The sequence below is a fragment of the Pseudomonas aphyarum genome, from assembly GCF_028657055.1.
Lineage (GTDB): Bacteria > Pseudomonadota > Gammaproteobacteria > Pseudomonadales > Pseudomonadaceae > Aquipseudomonas > Aquipseudomonas aphyarum.
In genome coordinates this window covers 259,012-282,243 of the sequence record NZ_JAMDGS010000001.1, presented here as the reverse complement: position 1 = coordinate 282,243, position 23,232 = coordinate 259,012, and the positions used below count along the sequence as shown (strand labels likewise).

The following is a 23,232-nucleotide window of genomic DNA, read 5'->3' as shown; positions in this document are numbered from 1 at the left end:
GATAAATTATTTTGCAATTATTTTATCGCCACGGCGCGTATCGATTCAATCGTGGAGCCAATCGACTCAATTGATCGATTGGGTTGATTTATTAGTTGCCTAACCTCCGTGTGATATGCTCGGATATTCATCATTTCTACGATGGGCAGTGATCATTCATGTGGGTTCCCCAGCTAAGCGAGTTCAGCCAGCCGATGTATTTGTCGATTGCCGATGCGTTGGCGCGCGATATCAGTAACGGCGTGTTGAACGAAGGCGATCGCCTGCCGACCCTGCGGGAGCTGGCCACCACCTTGAATGTCACGCCGGGCACGATCAGCCGGGCGTACAGCGAAGCCCATCGGCGGCGTCTGGTGCAGGGCGAGGTGGGGCGCGGGACGTATGTGCTGAGCCAGAGCCAGCTGGAACTGCCGGCGAGCAACAGTGCCGCGCCGCTGAATCTGGGGCAGTCGGAACTGCTTGATCTGTCGATCATCAAGCCCTACAGCGAGACGCTGGAGTACTGGTTGCGCGGCGCGCTGGTGGGCATGGCCAAAAGCACGGATTTCGCCCGCGCCCTGGATTACGCGCCTGATGGCGGCCACCCGGCCCATCGCGAGGCGGGCGCGCAGTGGTTGCGTCATTCATTGCCCGACGCGCAATGGCAGCAAGTGGTGATCACCGCCGGCGCCCAGCATGGCCTGATGGTCGCGATGAGCGCCCTGACCAATGCCGGCGACCTGGTGCTCTGCGAAGAGCTCTGTTACCCAGGCATCATTTCCCTGGCCCATGGCCTCGAGCGTCGTCTGCGTGGCGTGGCCATGGACGACGAAGGGATCATCCCCGAAGCGTTGCGCGAGCTGTGCCTGCGGGAGAAACCGGCGATGCTGGTGTGCGTGGCGACCTGTCAGAACCCGACGGCGTCGATCATGTCGCACAAGCGCCGGGCGCAGATTGCGGCGCTGGCCGAGGAATTCGACTTCATCATCCTCGACGATGACATCTACGGTTTTCTGGCCACCGATCCGTCGATCAAACCGCTGTCGGCGTTTGCACCGGACCGTTCGGTGTACCTCACCAGCCTGTCCAAATCGGTCATGCCGGCCTTGCGCGTCGGCTATCTCTACAGCCCGCCGAAATTGCTGTCGCGCCTGACCTCGATGGTGCGCAGCAGCGTGTGGATGCCGTCGCCGCTGACCGCGCAACTGGCCAGCAATGTGATCACCGAAGGCCTGGACAAGAAACTGATCCGCATCCAGCGCAACGAGGCCGCCGGCCGTCAGGCAATCGCCCAGGAAATCTTCGCTGGTTTCGAACTCAAGACCCAGCCGTACTCGTACCACGTCTGGCTGACACTGCCCGAACCCTGGACCGCCGACGAATTCACCATGCTCGCCCGGGCCAACGGCGTATTGGTGCTCAGCGGCACTCAGTTCCAGGCCGAGCGCTCGGGGATCACCCGGTGCGTGCGGCTGGTGCTGATGTCGCCGACCAGTCATGAAGAACTGCGTTTCGCCCTGACCAAACTGGCCAGCCTGATCGATTCCGATCCGCGGCGGTATTACTGAGTCCTGGCGGGCAAAAAACCAAATCCCCATGTGCTCCATTCGTTCCTTCATACGTCGCAGTTCTCACTGCCCGTTCCCGTATGTCTGGAGTGCTCTCGATGCCCGCGTTCAAAACCCTGCCCACTGCCTTGCTGGGGCTGACCCTGGCCTGTCCGGCCCTGGCTGAAAGCCAGCGCCTGGAATTGGGGCAGGTGCTGATCGGCGCCGAGGACCGGAGCGGGGAGGATGCGTCGGTTGAAGAGGCCGAGGCGCGGCTTGCGCAGGTGCCCGGCGGCACCAGCGTGGTCGATATGCGCCGCCCGTTGCAGGGCCGGGTTGCGAGCAATCAGGACGTGTTGGCGTATCAGCCCGGGGTCTATGCCCAGTCGGCGGGCAACGAAGGGACGAAAATCTCGATCCGTGGCTCGGGCATTAACCGTGCCCCCGGCGCCCACGCGTCCGGGCTGTACACGATGCTCGACGGTCTGCCGCTGACCGGCCCCGGCGGCACGCCTTACGAATTGCTGGAGCCGCTGTGGCTCGATCATGTGGAAGTGCTGCGCGGTGCCAACGGTTTTGATCGCGGTGCGCTGGCGTTTGGCGGCGCCGTCGATTACGTCAGCCACACCGGCTACAACGCGCCGCTACTGAACGTGCGTTACGTGATGGGCAGCCACGGTTATGCCCAGCGACAAGTCAGCTCCGGTCAGGTGCTGGGCGATTTCGATTACTACCTGTCGATGACCGACGCGCATTCCGACGGTTATCAGGATCACACCGCCAGCAAGAGCCAGGGCGTGATTGCCAACTTCGGTTATCGCTTCAATCCGAATCTTGAAACCCGCTTCTACATCCGTCACCGCGAGACCGACAACGACCTCGCCGGGCGGGTGACCAAGCACTCCATCGAACACGATCCGCGCGCGGCCAACCCGGCCTACGTGACGCGCAACGACAGCCGCGATCAGCCCGGCAGCACCTTCATCGGCAACAAGACCACGTACTACATCGATGACGATTCGAGTATTCAGGCCGGTCTGGTTTATCACGATTACCCGATGGACCTGCGCGAAGGCCCTAACCGCCTGAAGGTCGCATACACCGATGTCAGCGGCACGTTCGACTACAAGCGCCGCGACACGCTCTGGGGAATGGAGAGCAACAGCACCGTGGGCCTGCGAGTGACCAAACACCTGCCCAATGACGGTGCCAGCGAACTGGTGCGGATTCCCACCGGCAATACTGCCCGCTACGCGCCGGGCACCCACATGCGCAACTTCACTTATCAGGGTTCGGATTCTGTCCTGCACGTGGGCAACGACCTGGAAATCGCCGATGACCTGTGGCTGACCACCGGCCTCGCCGCGATCTACACCCGCCGCGAAAGTGCGGTGACCTACCCGGAAGGTGGCGGCAAGACCAGCCTTGGCGACTGGGATTACGCACCACGCCTGGGCCTGCGCTATCAGGTGACGCCGGACCTGCAATTGTTCGGCAACCTCAGCCGCTCGGTCGAAGCGCCGCATCCGTGGTCGCTGATCTACAGCTCCAACGTACGATTCCCGACCGGCAGCGGCGCTGCCACCGGCACTCAGCGTGATCCGGTCAAACTGCAGAACCAGACCGCGACCACACTGGAACTCGGCGGCCGTGGCGACAGCGCACTCGGCGAATGGAGCCTGGCCTGGTACTACGCGCAGGTGCGCCACGAATTGCTCTCGGTATTGCCGGACGCCAACGCGACCACGCCTTACGAACTCAACGCCAGCCCGACCGTGCACCAAGGTATTGAAGCCAGTCTGAACAGCAACCTGTGGTCAGCGAACGATGGCGGCAAGTTGAGCCTGCGTCAGGCCTACACCTTCAGCGACTTCCACTACCGCGACGACGATCGCTTCGGCGACAACCGCCTGCCGGGCCTGCCGATGCATTATTACCAGGGCGAACTGCGCTACGACTTTCCGCAGGGCTTCTTCGCAGCGGTCAACACGCAACTGGTCTCGAAAACCGCAGTGGATTATGCCAACAGCTACTACGCCGATCCTTACGCCACCTTCGGCGCCACGTTGGGCTACAACGCGCCGAAGGGCGACTGGCAGACCTGGCTGGACATGCGCAACCTGACCGACAAACACTACGCCGCTACCGTTACGCCAGGCTATGACGATAAAGGACTGGACGCCGCACGCTCCACGCCGGGTGAGGGCATGGCGATGTATGTCGGGGTGTCGTGGAGTTTGCTCTGAGGGCCAGCCCTCAGACAATGTCATCGATCAGAATATGGTGCTGCCCGCGACTGCATTGCTCGATCCGCGCCTCGACCTTGTAGACCGTGCGCAGCATCGGCTCGGTGATGACTTCATGGCTGGGCCCGCTGCCATGGGCCGTGCCGCCTGCGATGACCAGCACCTGATCGGCAAAACGCAGTGCCTGATTCAAGTCGTGGATGGCGATGAACACGATTACTTCGCGACGGCGTGCCAAGGCCTTCATGAAGTTCAACACCTGAACCTGCCGGTGCATGTCGAGTGCGCTGGTGGGTTCGTCCATCAGCAGGATTTCCGGCTCGCGCACCAGCGTCTGGGCGATTGACACCAGTTGCTGCTGACCGCCGCTCAATTCCCCGAGGTTGCGGAATGACAGTTCGGTGATCCCGAGTGCATCGAGAATCTCGTCCACCAGTTTCAGTTCATCGTCGTGAACCGACCAGTTGGGCGTCAGCTGCTTGCGCGCCAGAAGCACTGATTCGTACACCGTCAACCGGGCACTGGCGTTCAGGCCTTGCGGCATGTAGCTGATGCCCTGCGTGCCTTTTGTCGAGCCTTCCAGAATCACTTCGCCCGGGCCGTCGATCAGCCCGGCCATGCGTTTGAACAACGTCGATTTACCCGCCGCATTGGGGCCGACAACCGCCACGACCTGGCCGCCGGTAAATGTTGCGGTGCTGACACCGGAAATGATCTCGCGCTGCCCGTAGCGGGCGCCGAGGTTGTCGAGCCGGATCTTCACCATGAGTTTTTCTTACCGTTGAGAATCAGAGAAATGAAGAACGGAACGCCGATCAGTGACGTAACCACGCCGATGGGGAATATCGCCCCCGGGATCAGCGTCTTGCTGACCACCGAACTGGCGGACAGGATCAGCGCACCGGTCAGCAACGAGGCCGGCAGGAAAAACCGCTGATCCTCGCCGATCAGCATCCGCGCGATGTGCGGCCCGACCAGTCCGATAAAGCCGATCGTGCCGACGAACGCCACCGGAAACGAAGCGAGCAGGCTGACCATGATCAGCGTCTGAAAACGCAGGCTGCGCACGTTGATGCCGAAGCTGGCGGCCTTGTCATCGCCCAGGCGCAGGGCCGTCATTGCCCACGCGCGTCTGGCGAAGATCGGCAGGGTGATGAGGATCACCACGCAGATCACCCCGAGTTTCGGCCAGGTGGCTTTGGTCAGGCTGCCCATGGTCCAGAACACCACGGCCGCCACGGCTTGTTCGGTGGCGAAGAACTGCACCAGCGCCAGCAGCGCATTGAAGGTAAACACCAGCGCAATGCCGAGCAGCACGATGGTTTCGGCGGTGACGCCACGGCGCATGCTCATGAAGTGAATCAGCAGCGCCGAAAGCATCGCCATGATGAACGCGTTGAGCGGAACCATGTATTGCGCCGCCAGCGGAAACAGCGCCACGCCGAAGGCCAGCCCCAGCGCTGCGCCGAAACCGGCCGCCGCAGAAATGCCGAGGGTGAAGGGGCTGGCGAGCGGATTGTTGAGGATGGTCTGCATCTGCGCCCCGGCCAGCGAAAGCGCCGCGCCGACAGCGACCGCCATCAACGCCACCGGCAGGCGTATATCCCACATCACCACCCGCACTTGTGCCGATGCGGTGTCCGGCGAGAACAATGCACCGAGCACTTCGCTGAGGCTGTAACGAGCCGGGCCCAGCGCCAGATCGAGCAGCACGCTGAAGATCAGCAGCACGGCCAGCCCGAGCAGAATCAGCCGTTTACGCAGCACCAATCGGCGATAGGTGACGCTCTGCACAATCGGTGCTTCGCCCAGTGAACTCATGGTTTGGCCTCGGTTTTTTGCAGGCTGACGAAATAGCCCGGCTCATACGGCACTGGCAGGAAGCGCTCGTGCATCTCGCGAAATGCGGCGTCGGGATCCAGATCGGCGAACAGTTCCGGGTGAAACCATTTGGCCAACTGCTGAATGGCCACGAACTGGTAAGGGCTGTTGTAGAACTGGTGCCAGATCGCATGAAACGCCTGAGTGTCCTGCGCCTTGATGCCGGCGTAGGCCGGGCGTTGGGTGTACCAGGCCAGTTTGCGCCGGGCCTCAGTCAAGTCCGCGCCCGGGCCGACGCCGACCCAATGGCCGCCCGGTGCAAAGGCTTCCCAGTCGGCGCTGGTGACCACGACGTGGTCGGGATTGGCGACGATCACTTGCTCAGGGTTCAGCTGTCCGAACGTACTCGGAATGATCCGTCGGGCGATGTTGTTGCCGCCGGCCATGTCGACGAACAGACCGAAGTTCTCGTTACCGAAACTCAGGCAGCAATCATCGGTGTAGCCGCCGATGCGCTCAATGAACACACTGGGGCGGGCAGGGTGGCGCTTCTCGATCACGTCGGTGACGCGATGGATCTGCTGGTTACGAAAATCGATAAAGGCTTCGGCGCGCTCTTCCTTGCCGAACAACTTGCCGAACAGGCGCATGGTCGGCTCGGTGTTCTGCATGGGGTTGTTGCGAAAGTCGACGTACACCACCGGGATCCCCAAGGCGTCGAGTTTCTCGATGTAGCGGGCATCCTCGGTCGCGTGCTGCGCTTCGATGTTGAGGATGATCACGTCAGGCTTCTGCGAGATCGCCTGCTCGATGTCGAAGGTGCCGCTCTCGAAACCGCCGAAGGTCGGGATCTTGGCGATGTCGGGGAATTTGCGCAGGTAGGCGTTGTAGGTGTCCGGGTCGGACTGGATCAGGTCCTTGCGCCAGCCGACGATGCGTTCGATAGGATTATGCGTATCCAGCGCGGCCACCAGATACAACTGGCGACCTTCACCCAGGATCACCCGACGCACCGGCAGGTGCACCTTGACCGTGCGGCCCTGCAAATCAGTTACGGTGCCCAGGGCCGGATCCGGCTCGGCAGCCTGCGCGGAGCTTGGCATCAAGGAAGACAACGACAAGCCCAGCAGCCCGGCGAACAGCAGGGCGGCGAAGGTCTGGCGGCGGCGAAAAACATTAACCATGGTGTATGCCTTTGCAAAAGCCGGATCGGACCACGACGCCAGGCGCCGCACCGGGCCGGACGTTTCAGAAATCGACAGTGGCCGAGAGCAACAAGGTACGAGGCGCGCCCTGGGAGAACGCGCCGTAGGAAGCGACGCCCGACCAATATTCACGGTCGAACACGTTCTGCACGGTGGCCCGGAAAGTGGTCGGTCGTTCGGCGATGCGCGTGGCGTAGCGGGCGCCGACGTCGAAGCGGGTCCAGGCGTCCAGTTGTTGAGTGTTGGCCTGATTGACGTACTGGCTGCCGGTGTAGATCGCGCCGCTGGTCAACGTCAGGCCTTCGACCTGCGGGACGTCCCATTCGGCCCAGAGGTTGGCTTGCACCTCGGGAACACCGACCGGTTTGTTGCCACGATTGGCGGCGACACCGGTGCGGGTCAGTTCGCCGTCGAGCAGCGTCACGCCACCGATCAGGCGCGTGCCCGGTGCAATCTCGCCCGCCATGTTCAGTTCGACGCCACGGTTGCGCTGTTCGCCGTTGACCGAGAACACCCCGGATGCCAGTTCACCGCTGGGCTTTTCCAGCTGAAACAGGGCGATGGTGGACATGAAACTTCCGTAGTCGAGCTTGACCCCGACTTCCTGCTGGCGGGACACATAGGGGGAAAAGATCTCGCCGGCGTTGGCGGCGGCGGAGGGCGCGATGTCACCCTTGCTCAGGCCTTCGACGTAGTTGTAGTAGAACGACACATGATCCCAAGGCTTGGCGACGACCCCGAACAACGGCGTGGATTTGCTTTTGTCGTAGTGCGTGGTGACGAAGCCGGCCGCGTTGTAGTTATCCGACTTGATGTTCTGCTGGCGCACACCGAGTGTGACTTGCAGGCGTTCGTCGAGCACCGACAGGGTGTCGGCAAGGGCCACGCCCGACAGCTCGCTTTCGGAAACCTTGGGTGTATCCGGTTTGGCGATCGCGGGTTTCGGGCGGTCGACCGGGTGGTAGATGTTCGAGAGGATCGCCGGGCCGGAAATGATTCCCCGGGACAAATGATCGCGGTAGCGGGTGACTTGCAGCGCGGTGCTGTGGCTGATCGGGCCGGTGTCGAAACGCAGGCGTGCCCCTGCATCGACGGTGTAGCGCTGGACTTCGAACTTGTAATAACCGGGGATCGACGAGGTGTCGCCCGCTTCGTTGATGATGGTCGGGGTCTGGTCGGACATCCGCGCGACATCCGACTTTCCTCCACCCGCGTGGGCGAACACGGTCAGGTTGTCGTTGAGGTCGTATTCGCCGCCGAGCAACGCCGATTTGTCGCGGGTTTCCGACCAGCCCCATTCCTGGCTGACGCTGGTGCGGCCGTTGGCTGCGGATGGAATCTCCACGCCAGAGGCGATCAGGAAGGGGCGGGATGCGGCGTCGAAGCTCTCTTTCTGATTGATCAGGTCCAGGGTGGTGCGCAGGCGTTCGCCCTGATAGTCGAGGGCAATCGCGCCGATGCCGACCTCTCGGGATTGCTTGTCGATGGCGGTATCGCCTTGCTGGACGCTGCCATTGACCCGTACGCCGAAGCGGCGTTCTTCGCCGAAACGCCGGCTGACATCGAGGTGCCCGCCGAGCTGGGTATTCAAGGCGTAACTGGTGGTGAAGCGGGTCAGGTCTTCGTCCAGCGAACGCTTGGGCACCACGTTGATCACGCCGCCGACGCCGCTGTTGGGCGACATGCCATAGAGCAGGGCGCCGGGGCCTTTGACCAGTTCGATCCGTTCGGCGTATTCGGTGAACACCCGGTAATTGGAGGCCACGCCGTACACGCCGTCGAAGGCCAGTTCGCCGAGATTGCCTTCACCGACGGGAAAGCCGCGAATGAAGAACGAGTCGACAATCCCGCCTGTCTGCCCGGTGGAGCGCACCGAAGAGTCGCGTTCCAGCAAGTCGCCGACCGTGACAGCCTGCTGGTCCTTGATCAGCGTCGAGGTGTAGCTGCTGACGCTGAACGGCGCGTCCATCGCATCGCGGTTACCCAGAATGCCGAGGCGTCCGCCACGCGCGACCTGACCGCCCGCCAGCACCGGCGGCAAGCTGTCGGCGCGCTTGTCGATACCTTCGACCGTGGTGTCCGACAACGTGACCCGGCGCACCACCAGCGTCCACGTTCCGTCGCTGCGGGCGACCATTTCCAGGCCGCTGCCTTCGAGCAGTCGGGACACCGCTTCCTGTACCGAGTAACTGCCGGACAATCCCGGGCTGACGAGGCCTTCGGTGATCGACGGCTGAAACGACAGGGCAATGCCGGCATCCACGGCGAAGCTCGACAGGGTCACGCCCAGCGGGCCGGGCGCGATGTTGTAGGCTCGCACAGTGACCGCGTCCAGTTGCGTCGGCCCGGCTGCCTCGGCGAGCGCGCTGCTGGCCAGGCCCAGCACAACGCTGAGCAACACACTGCGCATAACGGGCTTTAGCAGACGATCCGCAAACAAGGGTCGTGCAACGAGCATGAAGGGGTGACCCTATGGACGAGGTGGAATGGTTGTTCCTTTCATTGCCAGCCGAGATCAAAAAAAGTATCACCCGTGCGGTGATTTTTTTTGCTCAGGCGGGTGAGAGCGTCACCCAGTAACCGCTCAGGTGCCCGGAGACGAGCACGGGATAGGTCTGCGCCAGCATGTTCAGCGAGCGTTGGGTATCGCTGATGGGAAAGGCCCCGGAGATGCGCAAATCGGCAATGGCTGGATCGCAGCGCACAAAGCCTCGGCGATAGCGTGCCAGTTCGACGACGAAATCCGCCAGCCGCATTTTGTCGGCCATCAACATGCCTTGGGTCCAGGCACCGACGTTGCGGTCGGTCGGGTTCATTGCGCCAAAGGCTTGAGATGAAAAGTCGGTACGTTGCCCGGCGTTGACGATGATCGGCGCGCTCTGGGGGCTGTCGGCCAGCTCGACCTGCACAGCGCCTTCGAGCACGGCGAGTTGGGTGCGCGGCTGCCATTCACGAACGGTGAAACGCGTACCCAGCGCCTGCATCCGGCCCTGACGGGTGCTGACCAGAAAAGGTCGAGGTTGCGCGACGTTGTCCGGCGCGGTCTGCACCAGGATTTCGCCTTCGCGTAAATGGATCAGCCGCTGCCGGGTGTCGAACAGGATGTCGATGGCCGTGTCGGTGTTCAGGGTAATTTGCGAGCCGTCGGCCAGGGTCAGTTCGCGGCGCTGGCCGACGGCGGTGTGGTAATCGGCGGACCATTGCTGCGATTGCGCGAGTTTCCAGCTGCCCCAACCGGCGGGTACCGCTGCCAGCAACAAGGCCAGTTTGCCCAATGCTGCGCGGCGTTCCGGGTTGCTCGGACGATCCAGCGCCGACATCGCCAGCGACGGCGGCAGGCCGCCGAACTTGCTTTGCAGCAACTGCGCGCGGGCCCATGCCCGGTTGCGTTCGGGGCTGCTGACTTTCCAGTATTCCCATTCCGCGCGCTCGGTTTCGCTGAGGTCGTTTTCACTCAGACGCATCAGCCACTCGGCGGCTTCTTCGAGGATTTTCGGATCGAGCGGCGGTTCACTGCGGCGCGTGAGCATTCATTCCACCAGCATCAGGCACTGCACGAAAGCCTGTTTCATGTAGCGCTTGACGGTGATCAGCGAGACGTCCAGCTGCTCGGCAATGTCGGCGTATTTCAAACCGCCGATCTGCGACAGCAGGAATGCGCGTTTGACCAGCGGCGGCAGGGTGTCGAGCATCGCGTCGATTTCGTGCAGGGTTTCCAGCACCACGAAACGCAGCTCCGGGGAGGGCACTTCCGGCGCCGGCAAATGCGCGAGGGCATCGAGGTAGGCGCGTTCCAGTGCCTTGCGCTGATACCAGTTGATGAGGATGCCCTTCGCCACGCAACTCAGGTACGCCCGGGGCTGCTCGATGGTCGTGACCTGGGAGGCGAGGATCCGGGTGAAGGTATCCTGCGCCAGATCCGCCGCATCCATGGCGTTACCCAGTTTTTTCTTCAGCGTGGCGTACAGCCAACCGTGATGGCCGCTGTACAGCGCTTCGATCACGCGCAGATGGTTGTCGTTGTTCGCGGGAAGGGTTTCGCTCATGGCTGCAGTGTTTTGCAATTGAGAAGTATTCCCAATGCTAGTGTACAAAGAGCCCGCGACGCAAGCGCGAATCAGCATCCGTTTTCAGGCGCGGGGCATTCTCAACAACGTGTTTACCATGGCATCGATTTCGGCTTCGGTGTTGTAGGCGTGCAGCGATGCGCGGCTGACCTCCAGCAGGTCCCGTTGCTGCATGTCGAGCATCGTCGAGCGGAAAGTCGAGGTGGTGACGTTGATGCGTTTTTCCTGCTTCGCCAGCCATGCCTGGACTTGCGCTGCACTGGCGTCCTGACAGGTGAAGGTGACGATGCCTGACTTGACCGCGCCCCGATCCTGCGACGTAACACCCGGCACATCGGCCAGGCGATAGCGCAGATGTGCCGACAATCGTTGAATGCGCTGCCACATCGGTTCGATGCCTTGCGCCAGCGCATAACGGGCCGCCGCGCCCATGCCCAGTTTAGCCGCGACGTTGCATTCCCAGTTCTCGAAACGCCGGGCATCTCCGCGAATTTTGAAGGTGTCGGGTGTCAGCAATGAAGCCGCATGCAGGTCGAGAAACGCTGGCTCAAGGTTTTCGCACAAAGTCTTTTCGACGTAGAGAAACCCCTTGCCCCGAGGGCCGCGAAGGTATTTGCGGCTGGTGGCCGCCAGCATGTGGCAGCCGATTTTCTGCACATCGATCGGCATCTGCCCGACGCCCTGACAGGCATCCAGCAGAAACAGAACGCCGGCCGCGCGGGCGAGGGCGCCGATCTGCTCGATGGGCTGCACCGGGCCGCCGTTGGTGGCGATTACCGGCAGCGACACCAGCGCAATCCGATCATCGCCGAGCATGTCCCGCAGCGCCGGCAATGACACCTGGCCCTGTTCATCGTTGGGGATGACCCTGATCTCGATGCCGCGCTGCTGCTTGAGTTGCAGGTAAGGAATGTAGTTGCCGGCGTATTCGGTGGTCGACGTCAGCACCACATCACCGGGCCGCAGCGGCAATGAGTAGAAGGCCATGTCCCAGGCGCGGGTCGCGTTTTCGATCACCGCGATCTCTTCGGGTCGCGCGTTGATCAGTTGGCCGATGGCGTCGTAGACGTCCTCCACTTCCCGGGCCTGTTGGCCGGCGGCTTCATAACCGCCGATCCGGGCTTCAAGTTGCAGGTGACGGGTCATCACTTCGATGACCGGGTCGGGCATCAGCGCCGCACCGGCGTTGTTGAAGTGAATCAATTGCTCGACACCCGGAGTGTCGGCGCGCAGTTGTTCAATGTTCAAAGCAGACTCCTTGATCAGTCACCCGGCGGGATCTGGCTCGGTTGCATGACCATCGGCCGGTAGCGCAACGCAACGATGGGAATCAGCGCGAGGATGTAGGCGAGGCAGACAAACAGGTAGGTGTACTGCAAACCATAGACCTGGCTGAGAAGACCACCGGCCGAGATCCCGGCAATGGACGCGAACTGTGCGGTGCTTTGGGCAATGCCCAGCACATAGCCCTGGCGCGAGCTGTCGGCGGTTTTGGAGATCAGCGCCATCAATACCGGCGTCGTGGCGCCCAGCAATACACCCCAGATGAAGTAGGCGCCGACGAACACGACCGGGTTACGCGTGACGCCGGCGAGTGCCGTCAGCGCGATGCAGCCGATCACGACATAAGTGATGCGTTGCAAGGTGTCCTGCTGGCTACGGTGCTCGAAGTAACGCGACCACGCGGTTGCCGACAGAATGAAGCCCAGCGCCAGCAAGCCATAGCACAGCCCGACCACCGAGTTGCTGACTTCGAACACCGAGCTGACGTACAGCGAGAACGATGTCTGCGGCAGCATCCGCGCCAGCAGCAAAATGCCCATGACGCCCAACAGCGAAAGAAGAGGCGTGCCTTGCCAGACGCTGGTGGTGTGGCTGGTCGGAGCGGTGTTATCCGCGACCGGTGCTTTCTTCACCGGCGGCACATCCGGCAACGTGACGGCCGCGACCACGGTGCAGATGGCGCACAGCACCGCAGCGATCATGTTGATCCAGAAGAACGTCGCGTAATCGAGGATCAACCCGCCAACCACCGCGCCAAGCAACGAGCCGACGTTGGTGGAAATCTGCAGGATCGCGAACAGTCGCGCCCGGCGTGAAGGGGCCTCGATACTCACGCCATACGCCTGGGCCGGCGCGATGTAACCGGCGAAGGCGCCTTGCAGGAAGCGCAGGATCAGGATCACCCAGATGTCACTGCACAGGGCCAGCCCAAGCTGGGTCAATGACAGGCCGGCGAGGGCGCGGATCATCATCAACTTGTGGCCGTAGCGGTCACCGATACGGCCCCAGAATGCACTGGTCAGAATAATGCCCAGCATCGGCCCGACGTACACGGCGATGCTGGCGAAACTGAATAGCGAGTCTGACGAGGTCAGCCCACGCAGGTGGACAGGCCAGAACGGCCCGCTCATTTCCATCGCGCCCATCGAAATGAGCTGGATCGCGAACAGAAGATAAATCAGGACTCTTACGCGCGAACCCGCGATGGCACCTGCTTGGGTCATGAGTCAGCCTCGGTTATTGAACGACATTGAGCGGGTTGGTCAGCGTGTGCTGAATCCGGTAGTTGGAGTACTGCATCATGTGCATGCGCAGCAACGAACGGGTCGGCCACGGATCATTGAGGAAGGCCTTGCGTTCGACTTCCCACAGATCCGGCGCGACACGCTCGCGCACCGCCGCGAACGCCTGCTCGGTTTCTTCACGCAGAATGTCCCACATCCGGTTGTTGTCCAGCGCGTACTCCTTGGTCAGCCACAGGGCCATTTCATGCAGGTGCGTGAGGAACGCTGCGTCGAGCACAAACATGCGCACCGGCTCGATATCGCCCTCGAACACCGTTGGCAGAATGCCCGGCTGCACGTGCGGTTGCAGGGTGTAGCCGCGTCCTTCCAGCAATGGAGCGTAGGTCCTGCCGTCGCCGAAATCGCGGATCAGCAGACTACGTGCTTTGCCATCCGGGGAAAACAGCACCATCGTGTTCTGCTGGTGCGCTTCCAGCCCGATGCCGTACATCAGGTAGATCGCCACCACCGGGTGGGTGACCACTTTGGCGTACTGACGGAACCAGTCTTCGACCTGCGTGGCATTCGCCCGAACGCCGTCGCGCTCGATCAACTCGGTGAACAGCGGTCGGCCACTGCCCGGCAAGCGGGTGAACAGAGACGCCACGGTGATCGGCAGGCACTCGTCGGTGCGCTCGAACGCTTGCTCGCTAGCGCGGAACACCACAGATAGGTGCCGGCCAGGGTGGTCGTCCTGAGTGATCGCGTTCTTGTAGCGGACACCGATCTCTTCCGGGAAGATTTCCAGGCGCTGCCCGAAACCGTTTTCGACCTCGAGGATTTTGCTGATGACGGTGCTGATGCGCGGCCCCATATGAATCGACTTGGCTTGCAGGCTGCGCAGTTCGCTGGTCATCCACACGGCAATCGGTAACTTGATCAGCGGCGCGCTCTCCTTGAGCACCGGCATCATCGTGCGGTACGACATGGTCGGCAGGGTCTGGATGTCCGGGCCGTCGGTAATGAGGATGCCTTCAGCGATTTCCGCCGCGAAGTTTTTCAGGACGTAGGCCTGCAAATGCCACGCGTGAATCGGCAGCGGCAACCACTGGGATTCGTCGAGACCCTTGTCGTTCAGCGACGCTTTCCATTGCTCCCATTGCGTCGGGAAGTTGCCGGCAAACCAGCTGCGGTAATCGGTGACGTGGGGCATGCTTTCGCTTTTCGCCATGTCGGCCCGCAGCGCGGCAATGCGCAGTGGCACCTGGGCGTTGAACTCCGGCGACAGTTGCTCGACTTCTTCGTCGCTCAGGCCCGGTCGGGCTTTCCAGGTCGGATAATACGGGTGACCTTCCAGCGAGCCCCACTGGTCGAGGAGGATCGCGGCGTCCTTGGTGCTGGCGTGCTGGCGCAGGTAATCGGTCAGGCTGTCGAGGCCCTGTTCCCGGGCGGCGGCGGCCAGTCGAGCGTTCCATTGCTGGCGATGCTGACGGGCATGGGCGTCGTTCATCAGGCTGTTTTCCATGTCCGACTTGAGCCCGGCGATGCCTTCATCGGTCGGTTCGAAATCGAAGCTGTCGCGCAGCACATCCAACAAATCCTGATGGGTGTAGATCACCTGACGTACGCCTTCATCGGTCATCAGAATCACGTCGCCGTCATTGACCACGGTGTCCGCCGGGCCCTTGGCGATGTTGGAAAAGAACACCTGGGAACGGCCGTCCTTCAGCGCGTACGTGGCCTCGTTGCCGGCGGCGGAGAAGCGCAGCCCCGAGCGATCCAGAATGTTTTCGGCAAACAGGCAACGGATCATCCGTCGCAGGGCGTTCTTGCGGGAGTAGGCGATGAGTGTCTTGAAGTCATCCATATCAGCTATCTGCTCGTCGAGAAATTAATGAAAAGTTGAACCCGCTCACGCCGTGCGCGGCCAATGGCGGGGGAAGTAGTCGAGCGCCGAGTCACGCAGGCCCTGCATATAGGAAACGCTCCATTGCAGGACTTCTTCGATGTAGGGGACTTTCAGTTCGAAGCGCCGCGCCATTTCCACCAGCAGCACCAGGCCGTAGGCAACGTCTTCGTTGAATGCGCGGCTTTCGCGCTCGATCACGTAGCCGGCGCGGTTGTCGTCGGCCGGAATCATCGGGGCGAGGATGTCGTTGTAGGCCTGGTTGGTGCGCAGGATCGACAGCATGCTGCTCTGATCGCGGATCTGCTCGCCGTAGGCTTCGACGATTTCCTGCTTGAGGGATTTGACTGACGACAGGTCGATGCCCATGCGCTGGCTGATCACGCTGCACAGTTCCTGGCTTTCCTGATCCATGCGCTCAAGGAAATAAGCACCCAGCTCGGGGCATTCGGTCCACCAGCACATGCGCTGCGGGAAGATCTTGCGGTGCCACTGACCATAAGGGCCGATCAAGCCGTAGATCACCGAGCTGTGCATGATCGGGTTGCCCGGTGTCAGAGTGATTTCCAGGTAGTGGTCGAGCATCGTCACGCAGGGGCCGTACAGCGTGGTGAGGATTTGTTCCAGGTGTTGCCGTGATTGCGCTGATTCCCGGTCGTGCAACGCGACATACAACTGGCTCTTGCCGCCGCCCATTTTGACCGACACGCCCGGCTTCAGATCGAACGCGGTGTGCGGCACATCCTTCATGCCCCAGATCACCACGTTCGAGCGTTCGCCCAGCGAAGCCTCCGCCAGCCAGTCGAAGCCGCAGAAACCCGGAATCGCGCCGACGTACACCGGTTTGCTCGAACTCAAATGCGGCGCGATGGCTTGCAGGGTTTGCGGTCGGGCATGGGCCGGCACTGTGATGATCACGATGTCGGCTTCAGCAACCACGACGCTCGCATCAGTGCTGACCTGATCCGGTCGTGCGCTCAGCGTCGAGCCGTCCGGCATCAGCGCCTGCATCGGCAGGTTGGCAAGGTGCCGATCGACCACCTCTTGGTTGTTGGTGAGCATCGAAACCTGAACATTGGGCAGCTGTTTAAACAGGATGGCATTCAGATGCCCGGTCCGGCCTGCGCCGCAGATGGCGACTTTCAGCGGTTTCATACAGAGACTTTCCTGTGTGGGAGACGCGTCAGGCGACGCTCAATTGCAGGGGAGTGGCGTCGGATTCCAGCCAGCGGGTCTTGCCCAGCCAGCGATCCAGTTGCGGGGCAACGCCCGGGTCCAGCAGATCCCGTTCTTCCAGCCATTTGTCGTCGAACACGGTGTGCAGGTACTTCTCGCCGCCGTCGGCAATCGGCACCACAACGTTGCCGGCCAGCGTGCCTTTGTGGATCAGCTCCAGCGCCTTGAAGATCGCACCGCCGGTCGAGCCGCCGACCAGCAGCGCCAGGTTGCGTGCGATGTAGCGGGCGGTTTCGAAGGCTTGGGAATCGGTGACTTGCAAGCCCAGGTCGATGCAGCTGTAGTCGAGGACCAGGCCGACGGTGTCGCCGGCCGGGGTGCCGGTTCCCGACTGGTAGTACGGATAGCCGGGATGGCCGAAGACAATGGAACCGGCCGGTTCGACGGCGACGGTGACGATGTCCGGGTTGTGCAGTTTCAGACCGCGGGCGATGCCGGTCATCGAACCGCCGGTGCCGACGCAGCCGACATAAGCGCCGATGTGGCCACCGGCCTGGGCGATGGTTTCACGAACGAAGTCGCTGTAGCCGCCGGCGTTGGCGGCGTTGTCGGACTGGTTCATGAACACCGCGCCGGGGATCTGCGAGGCCAGTTCGGCGGCCAGTCGTTGTCGCTCGACCACGGCCACTTCGTCTTCCCGGTAAGTGCCGGCGACAAAGCGGATCTCGGCGCCCAGTGCCTTCATCACCGCAATCTTGTCTTGCGCCGCATGGTGATCGACCACGGCAATAAAATGCAGGTCGAACTCCACGGCTGCCATCGCCAGGCCGATGCCGGTATTGCCGGAGGACGATTCCACGACCACGCCACCGGGTTTCAACTTTCCGGACTTGAGCGCCGCCAATACCATGTTTCGCGCCATACGGTCTTTAATGCTGCCGCCGGGATTGTTCTTCTCTATCTTGAGCAAGAGTCGGGCGTTGGTATCCGGAACATCGATGCCCAACATTGGTGTATTGCCAATAAGATCCGAAACTTTATTCAGTATCATCTGGACGTCTTCCCTTAATAGTCAGGTGTGAATGCGTAGTTACCTTCCGTACAACAAGTCGCCGTCAGTCGCCGTGGCAACGGGTGGCGATGAAATTCGTTTTCCAGCAAGTCCATCTGATAGCCGGCGGTGTTGGCGTAGATCAATAAGTCGCCGGTTTGCGGTGTTGTTTCGAAGTTGATCAGTCGATGAGTGATGACGTCATCGTCCAGGCAACTATGGCCGGCGATATAGGCTTGCATCGGAACTTGTCTTGAATCTTTCGAAGTGATCAGGACTGGATCGACAAGGTATTCAGACGAGAACCAGGTTTCGCACGCGCTGAAACTGCTGCCTTCGGCAAATATCACAAATTTGTTGTCGGCCAGTTGTTTGGTGCGGGTCACGCGAAAGACGGTAATGGCTGCTTGATCCACCAGACTTCGACCGGGCTCCAGTGCCAGTTTTATATGCTGGCTCTTCAAGTAACCGGCAATGGTTTTTCCCGGGGAATGCTCCGACTCCAGAAATAAATCCAGCCACTGACATGCCGTCAGACTGCTGCCATAAGGATAAAAAGAGTTGGGTACTCGACGATTCTGATAATGACCAGGGTTGTTGTCGTTCTGCAAAAAACTGTCGTACTCCTGCGGGTCGACATAGCGCATCGGCAGGCCACCCCCAATGTCGATCATGACCGGGTCGAGACCCATTTCCCTGGCTGCATCGAAAAAACCGGTCACTTCGCGGAAGGCCTGCACCCGGGTTTCGTAGCCGTAGCCGCCGAGGTGGAAATGGAACCCCTCGAAGTGCAACGACTCACGAGACTCCGTCAGCCATTGCAGGCACTGAAACATGTCATCGGCGCCCATGCCGAAACGGCTCGCCGGGCAACTTGTCGGCCTGTAACGCAGCAGGACTCGGGCTTTGGCCGTTGTCGGCGTAGTGTCGAACAACGCTTTTAGCTGGCTGAACTCTTCCCGTGAATCCACACAAATCAGCGAACCGCCTTGCACCAGCGCTTGATGAAATGCGGTGGTTTTGGCCGGCCCGGTTGCGCACAAATGTTGCGCTGTGGTCCCGGCGCGCAGCGCAGCTTGCAGTTCAAACAGGCTCGACACGTCAGTGCCGATGCCCGAAGACGCAGCCGCCGCAAGCAGGCACTGGGACTTGTTGGCTTTGGCGCCGTAGAAAATCGCGTAGTCAACGTCATGCTTTTTCAGCACCGATTGCAGCGCCTGGGCGTTGGCCTCAAAGGCATGTGGCCACACCAGATTCAGCGGAGATCCGTGTTGTTTAACAAGCTCAACAAGTTTTCCCGGTGAATATTGAAGAAAGTTTTCGATAATAGGGTCAAGTAACGGTTTCAGCACTTTTGGGTAATGAACTTCAGTTGTTTCTTTAACGGGCGGCGCAATTAATTCAGGCATAGAAAACCTCTGGCGTAAATAATCGCCATATGTGTGTTACGTGTTCTTGCTGCTCGTCAGATACGAGTGTTTAAAGAGGTGGAGGCGGATGACAGATCCGCTCTGGAATTAAACAAGGGGCATGTTCTTTCATAAAATTTTTACAAATCTGTTTCATGAGAACCCCACTCCTTAAGGTTCAGGCAGGCAAGGAGAAGGCCAATAAAAGATGGCCTTTTCCATTTTTAAGTGCCATTACCTGACATGTAAATGACATCATTGCGCCGAACTTTCCTTGAACAAATCGCAGGTCTTGATTTGAGTCTCGACCCTGTCAGCGGCTCGAACAATATTGCGAACAGGAACGATTATCAAGTAAGGTTTTCAAATATTTTTGAATGAACACACGCAACAGGGGAGTGCGAAGCCGTTTGTTCGTCTGCTCAAGTAAGCGCTCGCGTATTGATTAAAAAATCCCTTAACGCCTTGTTATTCAAGGTGTTGACGGTTGATTCAATACGCCAGGAATCAACCCGTTTTTTCCCCTGTAACAGGTGTTCGAATTTTTTTGAAAACCCACGACTGAAGCACGCTCAGGAGAGTCCCGATGACTGTTCGTCACAGCACCAACGCCACGCTTCCCATCAGCTACCTGTTCGTTCCCGGCAACCGGCCGGAGCGCTTTTGCAAAGCGGTCGAAGCCGGGCCGGACGCGATCATTCTCGACCTCGAAGACGCCGTTCATCCGAACAGCAAAGCCGTGGCCCGGGCATCGATCTGGGCCTGGCAGCAGAGCACACCCGAAACCGCCTGCCAGCGTTACATCCGGCTGAACAGCGTCGGCAGTTCGCTGTTTCGCCAGGACATGACGTGGCTGGGCGACATGCGCTACCCCGAGCGCTGCGCGGGGATTTTCCTGCCCAAGGCCGAATGCCCGGAGAGCCTGTCGCGCGTGGTCGAGCGCCTGCTGGAATGGAACCCCGAGCTGCAAATCGTCGCCATCATCGAAACCGCCAAAGGCTTGCATCAGGTCGAGGCGATTGCGGCGATTCCCGGGTTGGCGCGGCTGGCATTCGGCTCGCTGGATTTCTCCCTGGACATCGATTGCAGCCAGATTCCCGAGGCGTTTCTGTTCGCCCGCAATCGCATCGTGCTGGCTTCGCGGGTGGCCGGTCTGCCGGCGCCGATCGATGGGGTGACCCCGGCCATCAGCGACATGGCGGTGGTCGAGCGCGACTCGCGTTATGCCCGGTCGCTGGGGTTCGGCGCCAAGCTGTGTATCCATCCTTCGCAAATCGCCACGGTGCAGAAAGCCTTCCTGCCCAACGCCCGCCAACTGGCGTGGGCGGACCGGGTCCTGAACGCGGTGGCGGGGGGCAGTCACGCGGTGCAAGTCGACGGCGAAATGGTCGATCTGCCGCTCATCGAACAGGCCCAGCGTCTGCGCGACATGGCCAGTCAGTACGCGCTGGTCGCCAACGCGGATGCCTGCTGAAACCGGGGGTGAATCATGGGACATGGTTACCAGATTGCCCTGCGTGCGCTGTGCGACGTGCGGCAATCCGAGCAGGTCGATCCGCTCAACGTGCAGCGCCTGCGCGAGGCGATCATCCAGGCCGGACACTGGCTCGAACCGATCATCGTCGAGCGTTCCCGAGGCATCGTGATGGACGGCAATCACCGGTTCAACGCGGCGCGGGCACTCGGGTTGAAACGCGTGCCGTGCATCCAGCTCGACTACGCCGACCCACGGGTTTGTGTGCGGCACTGGCAAACCGGGCAAGCGTTCGAAGTGGCGCAGATTTTCACCACCATCGAGCGCGGCGAGCTGTTCCCGTACAAGACCACCCGGCACGCGTTCGACCCCGCGCTGCCGGTGGTCTCCATCCCGTTGCAATGCCTGTATGACTGACCGGCGCAGGAGGGTGGGTTTGACCAACCCATCCTCCGGCGTTTTCCCTTCCCGGCGATCCGCCCAAAAAAATATCCGGCCACGCTGATACTTTTTCGATTGTCGACTGGCAAATAGGAGTCATTACCATTTTCAGCCACTCGAGAAGGACCCAATCGTCATGTCTGTTGCAAGCCGACCCTGCAGTGAACGCGCACTCACACTGGCCATTCGCACCGCGATGCTGAGTTCCATTCTGGCCGCAGGAAGCGCCACTGCCTGGGCAGCAGACCCCAAGCAACCCGAGCAACAGGACGCCGTCGCCACCGAAGGGCTGACGCTGGACACCACCAACGTCAACGCCCGTTACAACGGCGCGACCGCATTGCCGGAAGTCCTCGCCGGAGGCCAGGTCGCCCGTGGTGCGCGGCTCGGGATGATGGGCAACAAGGACGTGATGGACACTCCATTCAGCGTGACCAGCTACACCGCCAAGACTCTCGCCGATTTGCAAACCGTCACTGTGGCCGATGCACTGGAACGCGACCCATCGGTGCGCTCCACCGGGCAGACCGGCGGGATCGTCGATTCGTTTTTCATCCGTGGATTTGCAATAGGCGAGGGCAACCTCGGCGAGCTGGCCTATGACGGTGTGTACGGTGTCGCGCCCAACTATCGGGTGTTCACCGAGTACGCCGAGCGCGTCGAAGTGCTCAAAGGGCCGGGCGCGCTGATGTACGGGATTTCGCCCAACAGCGGCGTCGGCGGCGTGATCAACATCGTGCCCAAGCGCCCGCTGGCCGAAGACCTGACCCGCTTCACCGGCAGTTACGCTTCGGACTCGCAAGTGGGCGGGCATCTGGACATCAGTCGGCGTTTCGGTGACGAAAACCAGTTTGGCGTGCGTTTCAACGGCAGCCTTCAGGGCGGCGACACCGCGGTGGATGATCAGCAAAGGGACCTCAACATCGGTGCCATCGCCCTCGACTACCAGGGCGAACGCTTGCGTCTGAACCTGGATTTCATCAGCCAGAAAGAGAGCTTCGATGCGGCCTCGCGCCCGTTCACCATCGCGCCGGGCGTCGAGGTTCCATCGGCGCCGAACGGCCGTACCAACCTGCCGCAGGACTGGGGCTGGTCGGACACCAAGGAACAGTCGGCCTTGCTCGGCGGCGAGTATGACCTCAACGATAACCTGACGGTGTTCGCTCACGCCGGCGGCGGTCGCTCGGACGTCAAGCGCATGTCCGACCAGGTGCCGCGAATCCTCAATGACGCCGGCGACACCAGCAACATCCCCGGTTACTACAAATTCAACGTCGACCGCTCGACGGCGGACGTGGGGATGCGAGCGCTGTTCGCCACCGGTCCGGTCACCCACACGACCACGGTCATGGCGACCCGTTACCAGGACGAGTTGTCCCGGGGCATCAACAACGGCACTGAAATCCGCTCGAACATCTACCACCCGGTGGACGTGCCCAAGCAGTACATCAACTCGCCGAAAGTGCTGCGCATTTCCGAATCGGAGCTGTCCGGCATCGCGTTGACTGACACACTGGGCTTCCTCGATGACCGGATTCAGTTGACCCTCGGCGTGCGCCGTCAGGACATCGAATCGCGTAACTACAGTGCCTCGGGTGCGGTCAGCTCCCGTTACGACGACAACGCGACCACACCGCTGGCGGGCGTGGTGGTCAAACCGTGGGACGACGTTTCGCTGTACTACAACTACGTCGAAGGCCTGAGCAAGGGTGACATCGCTCCGGGCACGGCGGCCAACTCCGGCGAAACCTTCGCACCCTACAAGTCCAAGCAGCACGAAATCGGCGTGAAGTACGAACACGGCACGTTCATGACGACTCTGGCGCTGTTCCAGATCGAGAAGCCGAGCGGCGAAATCGGCGCCGGCAACGTGTTCTCGGTGCAAGCCGAACAGCGCAACCGTGGTGTCGAGTTGAGCATGTTCGGTGAAGTCGCGCCGGGTACTCGTCTGATGGGCGGCGTGACCGTGCTCGATGGCGAACTGACGGATTCGGCCACCGCCGCCAACCGTGGCAACAAACCGGTCGGCGTGCCGGATGTCCAGGCTAACCTCTGGGCCGAGTGGGATACACCGTGGGTCGAAGGTTTCACCCTGACCGGCGGCGCGATCTACACCGACAGCCAATACGTCAATCAGGCCAACACTCAGGAGCTGCCTTCCTGGACCCGCGTCGACGCCGGCGCTCGCTACGCCACCAAGATCGAAGGTCGGCCGACGACATTCCGCGCCACGGTGCAGAACGTGTTTGATCGGGAGTATTGGTCGGGTGTGGCGTCCTACGGCGCGTTCTCCCCGGGCTATCCACGCACGTTGCAGTTGTCGGCGACCATCGACTTCTGATCGGGGGGCGCACTTGATGGCAGGACAGTCGAGTGCGCCTTCTTCTATATAGCTACGCACAG

At 61.2% G+C, this 23,232-nt stretch carries 17 protein-coding genes; 5 read left to right on the top strand and 12 right to left on the bottom strand.

Features of this window, described 5'->3' with window-relative positions:
- Window positions 1–158 precede the first annotated feature (158 nt).
- Together M5G18_RS01335 and M5G18_RS01330 are read left to right on the top strand one after the other, a co-directional pair.
- Window positions 159–1,547: an aminotransferase-like domain-containing protein gene (locus tag M5G18_RS01335; RefSeq protein WP_273896899.1), complete on the top strand. Its 1,389-nt coding sequence runs from the start codon at window positions 159–161 to the stop codon at window positions 1,545–1,547.
- A gap of 98 nt (window positions 1,548–1,645) precedes the next feature.
- Complete coding sequence (locus tag M5G18_RS01330; RefSeq protein ID WP_273896897.1) at window positions 1,646–3,772, top strand: TonB-dependent receptor family protein; 2,127 nt, start codon at window positions 1,646–1,648, stop codon at window positions 3,770–3,772.
- A gap of 10 nt (window positions 3,773–3,782) precedes the next feature.
- Here M5G18_RS01330 and M5G18_RS01325 read toward each other — a convergent pair whose 3' ends face one another.
- The 12 genes from M5G18_RS01325 to M5G18_RS01270 form a co-directional block, all read right to left on the bottom strand.
- Window positions 3,783–4,538: an ABC transporter ATP-binding protein gene (locus M5G18_RS01325; RefSeq protein ID WP_273896895.1), complete on the bottom strand. Its 756-nt coding sequence runs from the start codon at window positions 4,536–4,538 to the stop codon at window positions 3,783–3,785.
- Complete coding sequence (locus M5G18_RS01320; RefSeq protein WP_273896893.1) at window positions 4,532–5,593, bottom strand: FecCD family ABC transporter permease; 1,062 nt, start codon at window positions 5,591–5,593, stop codon at window positions 4,532–4,534. The genes M5G18_RS01325 and M5G18_RS01320 overlap by 7 nt, the downstream gene beginning before the upstream one ends.
- Entirely contained in the window at window positions 5,590–6,777 is a 1,188-nt protein-coding gene (locus M5G18_RS01315) for an ABC transporter substrate-binding protein (RefSeq protein ID WP_273896892.1), read from the bottom strand. Before M5G18_RS01315 ends, M5G18_RS01320 begins: the two co-directional genes overlap by 4 nt.
- A gap of 64 nt (window positions 6,778–6,841) precedes the next feature.
- Window positions 6,842–9,256 (bottom strand): TonB-dependent receptor, encoded by a 2,415-nt coding sequence (locus M5G18_RS01310; protein ID WP_273896891.1) that lies wholly within the window; start codon window positions 9,254–9,256, stop codon window positions 6,842–6,844.
- A 94-nt stretch (window positions 9,257–9,350) separates the two neighbouring features.
- On the bottom strand, window positions 9,351–10,328 hold the full coding sequence (locus tag M5G18_RS01305; protein WP_273896889.1) for a FecR domain-containing protein: 978 nt from the start codon (window positions 10,326–10,328) through the stop codon (window positions 9,351–9,353).
- Window positions 10,329–10,844, bottom strand: a complete 516-nt coding sequence (locus M5G18_RS01300) for a sigma-70 family RNA polymerase sigma factor (RefSeq protein ID WP_039771138.1) — start codon at window positions 10,842–10,844, stop codon at window positions 10,329–10,331. It lies immediately after the preceding gene.
- An 84-nt stretch (window positions 10,845–10,928) separates the two neighbouring features.
- Window positions 10,929–12,113: an aminotransferase class V-fold PLP-dependent enzyme gene (locus M5G18_RS01295; protein ID WP_273896888.1), complete on the bottom strand. Its 1,185-nt coding sequence runs from the start codon at window positions 12,111–12,113 to the stop codon at window positions 10,929–10,931.
- Between the two features lie 14 nt (window positions 12,114–12,127).
- Window positions 12,128–13,372, bottom strand: a complete 1,245-nt coding sequence (locus M5G18_RS01290) for an MFS transporter (protein WP_273896887.1) — start codon at window positions 13,370–13,372, stop codon at window positions 12,128–12,130.
- A 13-nt stretch (window positions 13,373–13,385) separates the two neighbouring features.
- Window positions 13,386–15,239: an IucA/IucC family protein gene (locus tag M5G18_RS01285; protein WP_273896886.1), complete on the bottom strand. Its 1,854-nt coding sequence runs from the start codon at window positions 15,237–15,239 to the stop codon at window positions 13,386–13,388.
- A 45-nt stretch (window positions 15,240–15,284) separates the two neighbouring features.
- Entirely contained in the window at window positions 15,285–16,433 is a 1,149-nt protein-coding gene (locus tag M5G18_RS01280; RefSeq protein WP_273896885.1) for an NAD/NADP-dependent octopine/nopaline dehydrogenase family protein, read from the bottom strand.
- Between the two features lie 28 nt (window positions 16,434–16,461).
- Window positions 16,462–17,505, bottom strand: a complete 1,044-nt coding sequence (locus tag M5G18_RS01275) for a PLP-dependent cysteine synthase family protein (protein WP_273896884.1) — start codon at window positions 17,503–17,505, stop codon at window positions 16,462–16,464.
- A 14-nt stretch (window positions 17,506–17,519) separates the two neighbouring features.
- On the bottom strand, window positions 17,520–18,914 hold the full coding sequence (locus M5G18_RS01270; protein ID WP_273896883.1) for a Y4yA family PLP-dependent enzyme: 1,395 nt from the start codon (window positions 18,912–18,914) through the stop codon (window positions 17,520–17,522).
- 586 nt (window positions 18,915–19,500) lie between these two features.
- Here M5G18_RS01270 and M5G18_RS01265 point away from each other — a divergent pair.
- The 3 genes from M5G18_RS01265 (at window position 19,501) to M5G18_RS01255 (ending at window position 23,170) form a co-directional block, all read left to right on the top strand.
- Window positions 19,501–20,388 carry an HpcH/HpaI aldolase/citrate lyase family protein gene (locus M5G18_RS01265; RefSeq protein WP_273896882.1) on the top strand — a complete coding sequence of 296 codons (888 nt, stop codon included), beginning with the start codon at window positions 19,501–19,503 and terminating at the stop codon, window positions 20,386–20,388.
- 15 nt (window positions 20,389–20,403) lie between these two features.
- Window positions 20,404–20,805, top strand: a complete 402-nt coding sequence (locus tag M5G18_RS01260) for a ParB N-terminal domain-containing protein (RefSeq protein WP_127797825.1) — start codon at window positions 20,404–20,406, stop codon at window positions 20,803–20,805.
- Between the two features lie 160 nt (window positions 20,806–20,965).
- Entirely contained in the window at window positions 20,966–23,170 is a 2,205-nt protein-coding gene (locus M5G18_RS01255; RefSeq protein ID WP_273896881.1) for a TonB-dependent receptor, read from the top strand.
- The last annotated feature ends 62 nt before the right edge of the window (window positions 23,171–23,232 follow it).

Coding starts and splice junctions, on each gene's coding strand:
- M5G18_RS01275 (WP_273896884.1), bottom strand. CDS start 17,505: ATGATACTGAATAAAGTTTCGGATCTTATTGGCAATACACCAATGTTG.
- M5G18_RS01305 (WP_273896889.1), bottom strand. CDS start 10,328: ATGCTCACGCGCCGCAGTGAACCGCCGCTCGATCCGAAAATCCTCGAA.
- M5G18_RS01265 (WP_273896882.1), top strand. CDS start 19,501: ATGACTGTTCGTCACAGCACCAACGCCACGCTTCCCATCAGCTACCTG.
- M5G18_RS01335 (WP_273896899.1), top strand. CDS start 159: ATGTGGGTTCCCCAGCTAAGCGAGTTCAGCCAGCCGATGTATTTGTCG.
- M5G18_RS01320 (WP_273896893.1), bottom strand. CDS start 5,593: ATGAGTTCACTGGGCGAAGCACCGATTGTGCAGAGCGTCACCTATCGC.
- M5G18_RS01260 (WP_127797825.1), top strand. CDS start 20,404: ATGGGACATGGTTACCAGATTGCCCTGCGTGCGCTGTGCGACGTGCGG.
- M5G18_RS01280 (WP_273896885.1), bottom strand. CDS start 16,433: ATGAAACCGCTGAAAGTCGCCATCTGCGGCGCAGGCCGGACCGGGCAT.
- M5G18_RS01325 (WP_273896895.1), bottom strand. CDS start 4,538: ATGGTGAAGATCCGGCTCGACAACCTCGGCGCCCGCTACGGGCAGCGC.
- M5G18_RS01300 (WP_039771138.1), bottom strand. CDS start 10,844: ATGAGCGAAACCCTTCCCGCGAACAACGACAACCATCTGCGCGTGATC.
- M5G18_RS01330 (WP_273896897.1), top strand. CDS start 1,646: ATGCCCGCGTTCAAAACCCTGCCCACTGCCTTGCTGGGGCTGACCCTG.
- M5G18_RS01290 (WP_273896887.1), bottom strand. CDS start 13,372: ATGACCCAAGCAGGTGCCATCGCGGGTTCGCGCGTAAGAGTCCTGATT.
- M5G18_RS01285 (WP_273896886.1), bottom strand. CDS start 15,239: ATGGATGACTTCAAGACACTCATCGCCTACTCCCGCAAGAACGCCCTG.
- M5G18_RS01310 (WP_273896891.1), bottom strand. CDS start 9,256: ATGCTCGTTGCACGACCCTTGTTTGCGGATCGTCTGCTAAAGCCCGTT.
- M5G18_RS01270 (WP_273896883.1), bottom strand. CDS start 18,914: ATGCCTGAATTAATTGCGCCGCCCGTTAAAGAAACAACTGAAGTTCAT.
- M5G18_RS01255 (WP_273896881.1), top strand. CDS start 20,966: ATGTCTGTTGCAAGCCGACCCTGCAGTGAACGCGCACTCACACTGGCC.
- M5G18_RS01315 (WP_273896892.1), bottom strand. CDS start 6,777: ATGGTTAATGTTTTTCGCCGCCGCCAGACCTTCGCCGCCCTGCTGTTC.